Source organism: Brevundimonas sp. UBA7506 (assembly GCF_002479495.1).
Lineage (GTDB): Bacteria > Pseudomonadota > Alphaproteobacteria > Caulobacterales > Caulobacteraceae > Brevundimonas.
Genome location: NZ_DLNQ01000015.1, coordinates 78403 through 91290 on the forward strand (window position 1 = coordinate 78403; position 12888 = coordinate 91290).

Annotated in this window: 14 protein-coding genes; 7 read left to right on the forward strand and 7 right to left on the reverse strand. The window is 68.6% G+C overall.

Translation table 11 applies throughout. The features are described 5' to 3' along the window. Positions 1 to 49: 49 nt before the first annotated feature. From mnmE to hemE, 6 genes are all read right to left on the reverse strand, one after another. Positions 50 to 1372, reverse strand: coding sequence for a tRNA uridine-5-carboxymethylaminomethyl(34) synthesis GTPase MnmE (mnmE, locus tag B3K53_RS12970; RefSeq protein WP_292084842.1), 1323 nt, complete (start codon positions 1370 to 1372; stop codon positions 50 to 52). Between the two features lie 4 nt (positions 1373 to 1376). Beyond that, positions 1377 to 1616, reverse strand: coding sequence for a DUF6489 family protein (locus B3K53_RS12975; RefSeq protein WP_292084843.1), 240 nt, complete (start codon positions 1614 to 1616; stop codon positions 1377 to 1379). Between the two features lie 74 nt (positions 1617 to 1690). After that, entirely contained in the window at positions 1691 to 3175 is a 1485-nt protein-coding gene (gene rho, locus B3K53_RS12980; protein ID WP_292084844.1) for a transcription termination factor Rho, read from the reverse strand. Positions 3176 to 3449: 274 nt separating this feature from the next. Next, the gene (locus B3K53_RS12985) at positions 3450 to 3917 is read right to left on the reverse strand and encodes a CopD family protein (RefSeq protein WP_292084847.1); all 468 of its coding nucleotides are present in this window, start codon (positions 3915 to 3917) and stop codon (positions 3450 to 3452) included. Positions 3918 to 3936: 19 nt separating this feature from the next. Then, on the reverse strand, positions 3937 to 5007 hold the full coding sequence (gene hemH / locus B3K53_RS12990; protein ID WP_292084848.1) for a ferrochelatase: 1071 nt from the start codon (positions 5005 to 5007) through the stop codon (positions 3937 to 3939). 2 nt (positions 5008 to 5009) lie between these two features. Further along, entirely contained in the window at positions 5010 to 6044 is a 1035-nt protein-coding gene (hemE, locus tag B3K53_RS12995; RefSeq protein ID WP_292084849.1) for a uroporphyrinogen decarboxylase, read from the reverse strand. A gap of 521 nt (positions 6045 to 6565) precedes the next feature. Here hemE and B3K53_RS13000 point away from each other — a divergent pair. The 5 genes from B3K53_RS13000 to dnaQ are packed head-to-tail and all read left to right on the forward strand — an operon-like array spanning position 6566 to position 10250. Beyond that, positions 6566 to 7429 (forward strand): pyruvate, water dikinase regulatory protein, encoded by an 864-nt coding sequence (locus B3K53_RS13000; RefSeq protein WP_292084851.1) that lies wholly within the window; start codon positions 6566 to 6568, stop codon positions 7427 to 7429. Continuing rightward, the gene (locus B3K53_RS13005) at positions 7423 to 8022 is read left to right on the forward strand and encodes a Maf family protein (protein ID WP_292085667.1); all 600 of its coding nucleotides are present in this window, start codon (positions 7423 to 7425) and stop codon (positions 8020 to 8022) included. Before B3K53_RS13000 ends, B3K53_RS13005 begins: the two co-directional genes overlap by 7 nt. Positions 8023 to 8063: 41 nt before the next feature. Beyond that, complete coding sequence (locus B3K53_RS13010) at positions 8064 to 8861, forward strand: shikimate dehydrogenase family protein (RefSeq protein WP_292085669.1); 798 nt, start codon at positions 8064 to 8066, stop codon at positions 8859 to 8861. Further along, entirely contained in the window at positions 8858 to 9472 is a 615-nt protein-coding gene (coaE, locus tag B3K53_RS13015) for a dephospho-CoA kinase (protein ID WP_292084852.1), read from the forward strand. Before B3K53_RS13010 ends, coaE begins: the two co-directional genes overlap by 4 nt. A gap of 43 nt (positions 9473 to 9515) precedes the next feature. Next, entirely contained in the window at positions 9516 to 10250 is a 735-nt protein-coding gene (dnaQ, locus tag B3K53_RS13020; RefSeq protein WP_292084854.1) for a DNA polymerase III subunit epsilon, read from the forward strand. A gap of 106 nt (positions 10251 to 10356) precedes the next feature. Here the strand turns inward: dnaQ and secB are convergent, their stop codons facing one another. Then, positions 10357 to 10884 (reverse strand): protein-export chaperone SecB, encoded by a 528-nt coding sequence (secB, locus tag B3K53_RS13025; protein WP_390183200.1) that lies wholly within the window; start codon positions 10882 to 10884, stop codon positions 10357 to 10359. A 218-nt stretch (positions 10885 to 11102) separates the two neighbouring features. Here secB and timA point away from each other — a divergent pair, with 218 nt between their 5' ends. Next, on the forward strand, positions 11103 to 11723 hold the full coding sequence (timA, locus tag B3K53_RS13030; protein WP_292084855.1) for a TIM44-related membrane protein TimA: 621 nt from the start codon (positions 11103 to 11105) through the stop codon (positions 11721 to 11723). Next, positions 11723 to 12841 carry an MltA domain-containing protein gene (locus B3K53_RS13035; protein ID WP_292084856.1) on the forward strand — a complete coding sequence of 373 codons (1119 nt, stop codon included), beginning with the start codon at positions 11723 to 11725 and terminating at the stop codon, positions 12839 to 12841. Before timA ends, B3K53_RS13035 begins: the two co-directional genes overlap by 1 nt. The last annotated feature ends 47 nt before the right edge of the window (positions 12842 to 12888 follow it).

The window sequence follows — 12888 nt, forward strand, 5'->3', positions numbered from 1 at the left end:
GCCACAGCCCCGACGCCGTTGTTTCACGTGAAACATCGAAGTTCTGTGGCTATTTGCCGATGCAGAAGGTCGAGAAGACCTCGCCGAGAATGTCCTCGACCCCGATGGCGCCGGTGACGCGGGCCAGGGCGTCCGCCGCGCGGCGCAGGTCGTCGCCCGCCATTTCAGGGGCCAGGTTGAGCGCGCGGCGCCCGGCCTCGACCGCCGCCAGGGCCTCGACCAGACGACGGCGATGACGCTCGCGCGTCACCGCCGGGAAGTCGGCGCCCGACAGGTCGCGGGCCAGACGAGCCGCAATCCAGTCGTGCAGTTCGGACAGCCCCTGCCCAGTTGTGGTGCTGATGGACAGGGCTTCAAGGCGGTCGTCGGGCGCGGCGGCGCCGAGGTCGGCCTTGTTGAGAATCTGCAGGTCGTCGGCCTGAGCGAAGGCCGATGCAGGGTCTTCCCCCTGCCCCACGCCGGGCGCCCGGACCCAGAGGCGCAGATCCGCTTCTTGCGCCCGCTGCCGCGCCCGGCGGATGCCCTCGGCCTCGACCAGGTCGTCGCTGTCGCGCAGACCGGCGGTATCGGACAGGGTGACGGCGTAGCCGCCGATCATCAGCTCGGCGTCGAGCACGTCGCGGGTGGTGCCGGCGATAGGGGTGACGATAGCCGCCTCGCGCGCCGTCAGGGCGTTGAACAGCGACGACTTGCCCGCATTGGTCTCCCCGATCAGGACGATGCGATAGCCCTCGCGCACCCGACGCCCGCGATCGGAATCGGCCAAGGCGGCGCGCAGATCGGCGGCCAACTGATCCAGAACCGGCCCGGCGGTCCGGGCCAGGTTGTCGGGGACTTCCTCGTCGGGGAAGTCGATCTCGGCCTCGACCAGGGACAGGGCCTTCAGCAGGTCACGGCGGAATCCGGCGTAGGCGGCGCTGAGGGCGCCGTCCAACTGGCCGAGAGCCTGAGACTTCTGGGCGGTCGTCTCCGCGTCGATCAGATCGGCCACGGCCTCGGCCTGGGCCAGGTCCATGCGGCCGTTCTGGAAGGCGCGACGGGTGAACTCACCGGGCTCGGCGGGACGGACATCCAGGGCGATCAGGGCGCGACTGGCGGCCTCGATCACGGCGCGACCGCCGTGCAGATGCAGTTCGGCCGAGTCCTCGCCAGTATAGGAGTTGGGGCCGGGAAAGCGCAGGACCAGGGCCTGATCCACCATCTCGCCGTCGTGGCGAAGCGTCCGCAGCGACGCCAGACGCGGCGTCAGCCCCCCTGCCCCGAGCGCGGTCAGGGCCCCGTCCACGCCCGGCCCGGACAGGCGCAGGATGGCGATGGCGCCCCGCCCCGGCGGGGTGGCCAGGGCGAAGATGGTGTCGGTATTGGAACTCAAGTCGTCAGCCCTTGGGCGCGCCCGTGACGGCGGCTTCCATCAGACGACGGAACTGGTCCTGGGCCTGAACCCCGAAGCTGGTCCAGGTCTTCATCAGTTCGTCGGGCTGCATGGCCGCCATGTTGGCGTCCATCCGCTTCTGCATCTCGGCGACCAGATGGCCGTTGAGCGGCGTCACATCCGGCAGGCCGAGGAAGGCGCGGGCCTCGGCCGGGGTGCAGTCGATCTCGATGTTCAGCTTCATGACGCCCTCGCGTGTTTCACGTGAAACATGCCCTCAAGCAGCCGCCCGCCGAGCGGGCGGCGCTAGGACCGGAATTATGTATTCATGGACTGGAAGAAGTCGCCGTTGTTCTTGGACTGGCGCAGCTTGTCGAGCAGGAACTCGATCGCGTCCTGCGGGCCCATCGGGTTGAGGATGCGGCGCAGGACATAGGTCTTGGCCAGTTGATCCTTCGGCGTGATGAGGTCTTCCTTGCGGGTGCCGGACTTGAGCACGTCGATGGCCGGGAAGATGCGCTTGTCGGCCACCTTGCGGTCCAGAACGATTTCCGAGTTACCCGTGCCCTTGAACTCTTCGAAAATGACCTCGTCCATGCGGCTGCCGGTGTCGATCAGGGCGGTGGCGATGATGGTCAGCGAACCGCCCTGCTCCACGTTACGCGCGGCGCCGAAGAAACGCTTGGGCCGCTGCAGGGCGTTGGCGTCGACGCCGCCGGTCAGCACCTTGCCCGACGACGGGACGGTGGCGTTGTAGGCGCGGCCCAGACGGGTGATGGAGTCCAGCAGGATGACGACATCCTTCTTGTGCTCGACCAGACGCTTGGCCTTTTCGATGACCATCTCGGCCACGGCGACGTGGCGGGTGGCGGGCTCGTCGAAGGTCGAAGCGACGACCTCGCCCTTCACCGTGCGCTGCATGTCGGTGACTTCTTCGGGGCGTTCGTCGATCAGCAGAACGATCAGGAAGACCTCCGGATGGTTCTTCTCGATCGACTTGGCGATGTTCTGCAGCATGACCGTCTTGCCGACGCGCGGCGGGGCGACGATCAGGCAGCGCTGGCCCTTGCCGAGCGGGGCGACGATATCGATGACCCGGCCCGAACGATCCTTCAGCGTCGGATCCTGGATTTCCATATGCAGGCGCTCTTCGGGATAGAGCGGCGTCAGGTTGTCGAACAGGACCTTGGTCTTGACCATCTCCGGATCTTCGAAGTTGATCGTATCGACCTTGAGCAGGGCGAAGTAGCGCTCGCCCTCGCGCGGGCCGCGCACGGCGCCGTGCACCGTGTCGCCCGAGCGCAGACCGAAGCGGCGGATCTGCGACGGCGAGACATAGACGTCGTCCGGGCCCGGCAGATAGTTGGCGTCGGGGCTGCGCAGGAAGCCGAAGCCGTCGGGCAGGATCTCCAGCACGCCCGAGGCGATGATCTCGACCTCTTCGTCGGCCAGGGTCTTCAGGATGGCGAACAACAGGTCCTGCTTGCGCAGGTTGCCGGCGTTCTCGATGTCCAGGCCCTCGGCGAAGGCGACCAGGTCTTCCGGCGTCTTCTCGTTCAGTTCCTGCAGGGTGATGCGGCCGTTGGGGACGATCGGCTCGCCGTCCTCGTCCTCGTCGTCGGCCGTGGTGTCGACGCCGGTGTCGTCGTTGACGATTTCAGCAGCGGCTTCGATTTCAATTTCCGGCTCCGGCGCGGGCTCGACGGGTTTCGAGCCGCCCAAGGTCAGCGTCTTGCGCGGACGTTCCGCAACAGTTTCAATGACTTCTGGAGCCTGGTCGTTGTTTTCGGGCGTGTCGGTCATGGCGTGCTCGCTCACGCGCTCGGACGCGAGAGGCGTCGAGGGCGGTTCGTCTGTCGATGTCGCGGCCTTGCGGCCAGAGGGAGGGCGACGGGGTCCCGCAGGGTCAAACCGGCAGGCGTCGCAAGAAGAGAGGGACCGCCTGCGGATCACAATGGGATCACGCCGAACGGTTCACCATGAGCGGAACCACGAAAGGGCCGACCGCGTCAAGCACAGCCCTTTCAAAAGAACTCGCGCTCAAACAGCAAGCGACCGCGTCGCGAGCGCTAGCGCCCTAGAACGTCCACTCCAGCGTGACGGACAGAACCATGATGATGGCCAGAACAAAGGGAATCTCGTTGGTCATGCGCCAGAAACGACCCGAATATTTCGAAGTGCCGGCGGCGATCTTCTTGCGCTGTCCAGCGAGGAAGCCGTGCCAGGCGGCCAGCAGGAAGACCCCCGTCAGCTTGGTCACCATCCAGGGCTGGTGGGCGAAGGACCAGTCCGCGCCCTCGCCGCTGCGCAGCCACAGAAGCCAGCCGCCGAAGATGAAGGCCAGGATCATGGCCGGGTTGATGATGATGCGCAGCAGGCGCGTCTGCCAGGTGCGCAGCAGGGCCTGCATCTCGCCCCGCAGCGGCTCGGGCTTGCCGTTCTGCTCGGCATCATAGGCGAACAGACGCGGCAGGAAGAGCATCCCGGCCATCCAGGCGATCACCGCCAGGATGTGAAGCCCGCGCGCGAGGTTGTAATAGTCCATGAGGCTCCCCCTCGACCGGTCAGGCCGCCTTTGAACAACCGCCGGGGCAGGCTTTCAAGTGGGCGCATGGTCCACCCCTGGACGCGCCCTGCGGCGCTGTGCCCGAGGTTTCCAGCGCCGCCTCGACGGCCTGGGCCAGGGCGGCGATGAAGGCGGGCTCCACCCCCACGGCCGGCGCCCGCAGATAGGGGGCGCAACCGACCTGTTCGGCCAGTTCGGCGTATTCGTGATCCAGTTCGACCAGGGTCTCGATATGCTCAGACACGAAGGCGATGGGCACGACCACGGCGCCGACGCCGTCCCGGCCCGCCTGTTCAATGGCCTCAGGCGTCGACGGGCCCAGCCATTTCAGCGGCCCGACCCGGCTCTGATAGCAGATGGCCCAGTCGCTCAGCCCCATGCGGGCGACGACGGCGGCCACGGTGGCCTCAACCTGGGCCTGGTAGGGATCGCCGGCCGCGACCAGCTTCTCCGGGATGCCGTGGGCCGAGAACAGCACGCGGACCGGCCGGCCTTCGGCCTTGTCCATGGTCTCGCGGATCAGGCGGACCTGGGCCTCGATCAGACCCTCGGCGTCCGGATAACAGCAGACGGCGTGGACCTCGCCCGGCCCCTTGTAGGCCTCGCGCCAGGCCTTCAGCGACGAGGCCGTCGTGGTGGTCGAGAACTGCGGATAGAGGGGCAGAAGCACCACATGGTCGGGCTGAAACTCCGCCACCGCCTTGGCCGTATCCTCGGTGAAGGGGTGCCAGTAGCGCATGGCGATGAAGACCTCGGTCTCGTCCCCCGGCGCCGCGTCGGCCAGGGCCTCGGACAGGGCCGACGCCTGTTTCAGCGTCTCGGGCAGCAGGGGCGAGCCGCCGCCCATCCGGGCGTAGTTGGCTTGGGCCGACTTTTCGCGCCGCGACGAGATCAAGTGCGCAAGAGGCGTGCGGACGATGCCCGGCAAACCGATGATGGCCGGATCGTTGAATAGGTTGAACAGGAAGGGTTTGACCGCGTCAGGCCCGTCCGGTCCGCCGAGATTGGTCAGGACGACGGCCACGCGCCGGTTCGGACGACGGGTCTCGGCGGTCATGGTCCCAGACATGATCATTGGGCTCCGATCCGACGCAGGACCTGCTCGACATGGGCGATCGGCACGTCCGGCAGGATGCCGTGACCCAGGTTGAAGATCCACGGACCCTGGCCCCAGGCCTCGAGCAGTTGATCGACGCGGCGATCCAGAGCCGGGCCGCCGGCGCGCAGCAAGAGGGGATCGAGCGCGCCCTGGATGGGCTTGATGGCCTGGACGCGTTTGCCGACTTCCAGAGGACAGGCAGTGTCCAGCGCCACGGCCTGAACGTCGCACTCCGCCGCATAACGCTCCGCAAGCGCCGCAGAGCCTCTTGGGAAGCCGATGAGCGGCACAGTGACCCCCAGGGCCCGGGCGCGGGCCACGAGCGCCTGGTGAGGCTTCAGGACCAGACTTTCGAACAGATCGTCGGGCAGGCCCTCGGCCCAGCTCTCGAAGATCTTCAGCACCTGGGCGCCCGCGTCCTGCTGCATCTTCAGATAGTGGGCGGTGGCTTCGACCAGAACCTCCAGAAGCGCCTCGACCTTTTCCGGTTCGGCGTAGGCGTAGGTCCGGGCCGCAGCGCGCTCGCCCTTCATGATGGTGCGGGCCTCGCCGTCCAGCATATAGGTGGCCACGGTCCAGGGCGCGCCGGCGAACCCGATCAGGGCCTTTGACGGATCCAGTTCAGCGCGCACCAGGCTGAGGGTCTGGCCCACTGACTTCAGGGCCTCCCCCGCCCCGGAGGCCAGCTCCCGCATCTGTTCCACCGACGGCAGGGCGCCCAGGCGCGGACCTTCGCCAGCCTCGAACCAAACCTTTTGTCCCAGGGCGCCGGGGATCAGCAGGATGTCGGCGAAGACGATGGCCGCATCGAAGCCGAACCGGCGCATGGGCTGAAGCGTCGCCTCGGCCGCCATCTCCGGGTTCATGCAGAAGGCGATGAAGTCCGGCGCCTTGGCGCGCAGCTCGCGGTACTCCGGCAGGTAGCGCCCGGCCTGACGCATGAACCACACGGGCGGACGGGTCGTAGTCTGGCCCTGGAGAGCCTGGATCAGAAGAGGAGTGCTCATACCTTGGGCTTTAGGATGCACACCCCCAAGCCTCAATCCCTATTCAAGAATAAGAATTGATAGAAAATTGGAGGATGGAAGCAGGGCGCTGAACTGCGTGGATAGAATTCGGATTCCCCCTCGATCGACAGGTTTCTCCCCGTTTTCGAAAGAACGAATCCCGGGGAGGGCCCGATGGGGTGTTCATAGCGGGGATAACCCGCTTCAGGCCCGGTATGACGGGAGTCCGATCTGGGCGCCGTTGTGGGAAAGGCGCCGGGCGCCAAATTTGGACAAGGCGCCTTATCCCCTGGTGAGGATAGAAATTCGGCGCCTGTATGAACGACTCCAGGCGCCGTTTCGCGATCGGCGCCCGCGATCCCCGCTCGCGACCGGCGTTGGAGCTTGCTAGAGGATTCGGCGCCCAATCGGCGCCCTGTCGGCGCCCAGGCGATGTCGAACGGCGCCCCGGCTTTTGCACAGGCTTCGGGGACAGAGTCCGACGCGATCCGGGCGCGAAGGATGAGGAGACGATCAGAGCCATGAGCCCCGCCCGCCCGTCGCCGCGCCTCGCCACCTATTTCCATGTCCATCTGGTCTCGGATTCCACCGGCGAGACCCTGAACGCCATGGCCAAGGCCGTGATCGCCCGGTTCGACGGCGTCATTCCCATCGAACACATCTACGCCCTGGTTCGCTCGTCCAAGCAGATGGAGCGGGTGCTGGAGGAAGTCGCCGGGGCGCCCGGCGTGGTGCTGCACACCCTGGTCGACCGCGAACTGCGCGAACAGCTGGAAGAAGGCTGTCGTCGCCTGCAGACGCCGCAGATCGGGGCCCTGGATCCCCTGGTCGGCGCCCTGTCGGGCTATCTGGGAACGAACATCTCGACCCGCGTCGGGGCCCAGCACGCCCTGGACCACGGCTATTTCAACCGCATCGGCGCCCTGGATTTCGCCATCGCCCACGACGACGGCCAGGGCACGCTGGAACAGCTGGAGCACGCTGACGTGGTTCTGTGCGGCGTCAGTCGGACCTCCAAGACTCCGACCTGCATCTATCTGGCCAATCGGGGCATCCGCGCCGCCAATGTGCCTCTGGTTCCGGGTCAGGAAGACGGCGAGCGACTAACAAGGTTGAAGAACCCCCTGGTCATCGGCCTGACCGTGTCGCCGGATCGACTGGTTCAGATCCGCCGCAACCGACTGGAGGGGCTGAACGCCCACCACGCCTCCGACTATGTCGATCATGACGCCGTGCGCGAGGAAACGGTCAAGGCGCGGCGCGCCTTTGAACGGCGCGGCTGGCCGACCATCGACGTGACCCGCCGCTCGGTCGAGGAGACCGCCGCGGCCATCATCAACCTTCTGAGCGAGCGGCGGACGCGCCGCGTGGGGACTGCCTGGTGAACAACGACGGCGAACGGCTGATCCTGGCCTCCAAGAGCGCGGCGCGACGCGCGGTCCTGACCGAGGCGGGCGTGCCCTTTACGGTTCAGGTGGCCGATGTGGACGAGGAGGCGCTGAAGACGCCGGGCGTCGATCCGGTCGCCCTGGCGGTCGAACTGGCCCGCGCCAAGGCCCTCGCCGTGTCGCGCCACGACGCCGACGCCTGGGTTCTGGGCGCCGATCAGACCCTGGCCTTCGACGGCGGACTGGTCTCCAAGGCGCCGACGCTGGCGGCGGCGCGCGAGCGCCTGATCGCCATGCGCGGGCGCACCCACCAACTGCATTCCGGCGCGGCCCTGGCCCGCAACGGTCAGGTGGTCTGGTCGGGCGTGGACACGGTCGAGATGAGGATGCGCGACTTTTCCGACATCTTCCTCGACGCCTATCTGGCCGCGGAGGGCGAGGCCCTGCTGGCCTGCGTCGGCTCTTACCGGCTGGAGGGCCTGGGCTCGCAGTTGTTCGAGGCGGTCGAGGGCGACTATTTCACCGTCCTGGGCCTGCCGCTATGGCCGGTTCTGGCCGAACTGCGACGCGCCGGAGTGATCGTCTCGTGAGCCCCTCCCCTTCCCGCTCGAACCGCATCACCGGCGCCGCCATGCTGGCGGGCATCGCCGGCCAGCCGGTGGCCCATTCGCTCAGTCCGGTGATCCACAACGCCTGGCTGGAGGCCGGCGATATCGACGGCGCCTATATGCCGTTCGCGCCGAAAGACGCCGCCGGATTCGACGCCCTGGTCGCCGCCGGGCGCGCCGGTCTGGTGCAGGGGCTGAATGTCACCGCCCCCTTCAAGGAACAGGCCTTCGCCCTGGCGGATGAAGCCAGCAAGGCGGCCCGGGCGACCGGTTCGGCAAACATCCTGGTCTTCGACAATGGCCATGTTCGCGCCGACAGCTCGGACGGCGTCGGCGTCCTCTACGCCCTGGCCGAGCAGGCGCCGGGCCTGAACCTGAAAGACGCCGTCGTGGTCATGCTGGGCGCCGGGGGCGCCGCCCGCGCCGGCGCGGGCGCCCTGGTCGAGGCCGGGGCGAGCATCCGCATCCTCAACCGTTCGCGCGACCGCGCCGAGGCTCTGGCCGCCGATCTTGGGGCCTCGGTGAGCGTGGCCGACGAGACCGCTCTGGCCACCGCCGATCTGGTCATCAACGCCCTCAGCGTTCAGCCGAGCATCGACCTGTCGGTGCTGAAGCCGACCGCCGTGGTCATGGACATGACCTACAAGCCCGTCGTCACCGACTTCCTAGCGGCGGCGCGAGCGCGCGGGCTGACCACGGTGGACGGTCTGGCCATGCTGATCGGTCAGGCGACGCCCTCTTTCACCGCCCTGTTCCGGCGCCCGCCGCCGTCGCTTGATCTGCGCGCCTTGCTGCTGGCCCATCTGGGAGAGGCCGCGTGATCATCCTCGGCCTGACCGGCTCGATCGGCATGGGCAAGTCGACCACGGGGCGGATGTTCGCCGACGAAGGCGCCCTGCTGTGGGACGCCGACGCCGCCGTCCATCGCCTCTATGCGCGCGGCGGGGCGGCGGTCGAGCCCCTGGGTCAGGCCTTCCCCGGCGTGGTCGTCGACGGCGCCGTGGACCGCGCCCGTCTGGCCGAGGCGCTGGGTCGTGACGAGACCGCCTTCAAACGTCTGGAAGCCATCGTTCATCCCCTTGTGGCCCAGGACCGGGCTCAGGATCTGGCGGCGGCGCGAGCCGAGGGCGTGCGGCTGGCCGTGCTCGACATTCCCCTGCTGTTCGAGATCGGCGGCGAGGCCTTTGTCGACGCCGTGGTCGTGGTCACCGCCGATCCTGAAGTTCAGGCGGCGCGCGTCCTGGCTCGCTCCGGCATGACCCGCGAGCGTTTCGAAGCCATCCTGTCTCGCCAGACGCCGGACGCCGAGAAACGCCGCCGCGCCGACTTCCTGGTCGATACCGGTCGAGGTCTGGACGCGGCCCGCGAACAGGTGGCTCAAATCGTGGGGACAGTTCTTGATCCCGCGTGGACGCCTCCGCGCCGGGGCTGAGGCCGCCCTTCCGTTGCGATGCGGCTTGCCTCATTAAGGGGGCATGGCCCGCGAAATCGTTCTCGACACCGAAACCACCGGCTTCGATCCCAAGACGGGCGATCGTCTAATCGAGGTCGGCTGCATCGAGATCCACGACCTGCTGCCGACGGGGCGCACCTTCCATCGCCTGGTCAATCCCGAGCGTCTGATCCCGCCTGACGCCATCCGGGTTCACGGCATCACCGACGAACATGTCAAGGATGCGCCGAAATTCCACGAAATCGCGGCTGACCTGCTGGAGTTCATCGGCGACGCGCCCCTGATCGCGCACAACGCCAACTTCGACCGCAACTTCATCGACTTCGAATACAGCCGCATCGGTCAGAAGCCGCCGGCCCAGGAACGCTGGATCGATACCCTGCAGCTGGCGCAGAAGCGGTTTCCGGGCATGCCCAACTCGCTGGACGCCCTGTGCAAGCGTTTCAAGATCTCGCTGGTCGACCGCACCCTGCACGGCGCCCTGATCGACTCCCGTCTGTTGGCCGAGGTCTATCTGGAGCTGCGCGGCGGCAAGGAGCGGGCGCTGGACCTGACCACGGCCCGCAGCCCGCAGGCGATGGCGGCGGCCGCCTCGGTCAGTTACGGCGCAAGGCCCAATCCCCTGCCCTTCCGCTCAACCGAGGCTGAGCAGGCGGCGCATCTGGCCTTCCTGAAGTCGACGCTGAAGGACCACAGCCTGTGGGCCGGCTACGGCGTGACCGTCGAGGTCGAAGCCAAGGACGAGGCGGCGGCCTAGAGCCCCAACCTCAAACAAGAAAGGGGGCGCCCCTTCGAGCGCCCCCTCCATGTTTCCGCTCAAGCAGCCCGTCGCTGCGCGGCGGGCGTTAGCGGCCCTTCTTGTATTAGGCCTGACCGGCGTCGGCCGGACCGCTGGCGATCTGCTGCTGGCGGGCGACGTAGATGGCGGCGAAGTCGATCGGGTCGACCATGAAGGGCGGGTAGAAGCCGCCGTCCGAGGTGGCCTGGGCGATGACCTGGCGAGCGAAGGGGAAGAGGTAGCGCGGGCACTCGATCAGCAGCATGGGTTCGATGTCCTGGGGCGAGACGCCGCTCAGGGCGAACAGGCCGCCGTAGACGAGTTCCACGTGAAACACCGGGGCCTTGTCCTCGCCCGTGGCCTTGACCGACAGCTTGAGGTCCAGCTCGAACAGGCCGTCCGGGCGACCGGCGGCGTTCATTTCCACGCCCATGTCGATGGCGGGCTTGCCCTCGATGCGCAGGCTGTCGGGCGCGCGCGGATTTTCGAAGGACAGGTCGCGGACGTATTGCGCCAGGATGCGGAAGCCGGGACCGGCGGGCTGGCCCTGGCCTTCCATCGGCTCGGTCTGGCCGTTGGCGGCGGTGTCGGCGGGGGCGGTGGCGTCGGTCATGAAGGTAAGCCGTCAGTCTGAAATCGTGGGACGCCGGACCGCTCCGGGCCCGGGGTGAAGGGCCCGCGACTACCACGGCGAGGCTATTGGCCGCAACGGCGAGACCGGCGTTCCGGACGCCGCCTGCCTTGCGCCCGGCGGGATCGCCCCCTAATCCTCACAGCAACAGATGCGCGCCCCTCGCCCCCTGATGGGCGCGCGCCAATCAGGTGAAGCCCGTGCCCGTCCAATTCCAGATCGTCATGTTCGCCATCGTCGCCGCGGTGCTGCTGTTCATGCTCTACAACGTCCTGGGCAAGAAGGTCGGGCGTCAGCCGCAGGAAGACGCCCGCCTGCCTCAGGCCTTGCCCGTGGGCGGCCCCGCGCCGACACCGGCCACGCCGGGACTGGACGCCGCGACCGCCGCCGCCGTGGCGGGACTGAAGGCGCGCGACCCGGCCTTCGACCCGGCCCGCTTCATCGAGGGCGCGCGTCAGGCCTATGAGACCATCGTGCGCGGCTACGCCTCGGGCGACCGCGAGGCCCTGCGCCCCCTGCTGACCCCCTCGGTCATGACCTCGTTCGAGGCCGGCATCGCCGCCCGTGAAGCGCGCGGCGAGCGCGAGCAGGCCGAGTTCCTGCATCCGCCCCGCGCCGATCTGGAGCTGGCCACGGTCAAGGACGACCGCGCCGTCGCCAAGGTCCGCTTCCTGGCCGAGATGCGCAGCGTCGTGACCCCCGCCCAGGGCGAGGCGACGACCGACGAGCGCCGCACCGCCGAACTGTGGACCTTCGAGCGCGCCCTGGGCGCCGCCGATCCCAACTGGGCCCTGGCCCGCGTCGAGCCGGCCAACGCCTGATGCACGTCGTCGCCGCGCCGCCCGCCCTGCCGTTCGCTCGGTCGGGCGCGGCCCGGCTGGGCGCCCTGTCCCTGCTGCTGTTCGCGGCGGCTTGCGCCTCGACCCCGCCGGTGGCGCCGCCGACGAGACCCGCTCCCGGCCCGGGACCGATCACGCCGCCGACCGCAGTCGAGGGGTTGAGCCTGACCGCCCTGCCCGGCTGGGCCGAAGAAGACCACCTGGCCGCCTTCAACGCCTATGTCGCCGGCTGCGTCCGCGCTCGGGGCGGGGCGGCCGAGGCTGTTTGCGCCCGGGGCCGGGACCTGGCCGCGCGCCGGGCCAGCCCCAGCGACGCCCGCGCCTTTCTTGAAACCCACTTCGTGGCGACCGAGGCTCGCACCGACGACGGCCGCGCCGGCCTGCTGACGGCCTATTTCGCGCCGGAATATCCGGCCCGCCGCGCGCCGGACGCCGAGTTCGACGCTCCGGTGCTCAGCCGCCCGGCCAACCTGTCCGAGGTCGGCGACCGCGCCGCCATCGAGGCGGGATCCGCCCAGTCGACCGCCCTGGCCTGGATGCGGGCCGAGGACCTCTTCTTTCTGCAGATCCAGGGCTCGGGGACCCTGAGCTTCCCGGACGGCGCCCGCCTGCGCGCCGCCTACGCCGCCGACAACGGCAAGCCCTTCGTCGGCATCGCCCGGCCGATGGCCGAGCGCGGCCTGCTGCCCGCCAATGGAACCTCGGGCGACGCCATTCGCGGCTGGCTGTCGGCCCATCGCGGAGCCGAAGCGCGTGCGGTCATGGCCCTGAACCCGCGCTACATCTTCTTCGTCGTCAGCCCCGACGACGGCAAGGAGGCGACCGGCGCCGCCGGCGTCCCCCTGCCCGCGCGCCGCTCGGTGGCCGTGGACCCCTCGCGCTGGAGCTATGGCGAGGCCGTGTGGATCGAGGCCGACGGCGGCAATCTGATCGGCGCCCGCGCCAGCTATCGCGGCCTGGTCATGGCCCTCGACACCGGCTCGGCCATCCGCGGCCCCGTCCGCGCCGACCTCTATATCGGCCGCGGCGACGCGGCGGGTCAGGAGGCAGGGGCGGTCCGTCACCCCCTGCGGATGTGGCGGCTGATCCCGAGGGGGTGAGGCTGGGGCCGAGTCTGTTCCCAAGCTCTCAGATCGACGTTATTGAT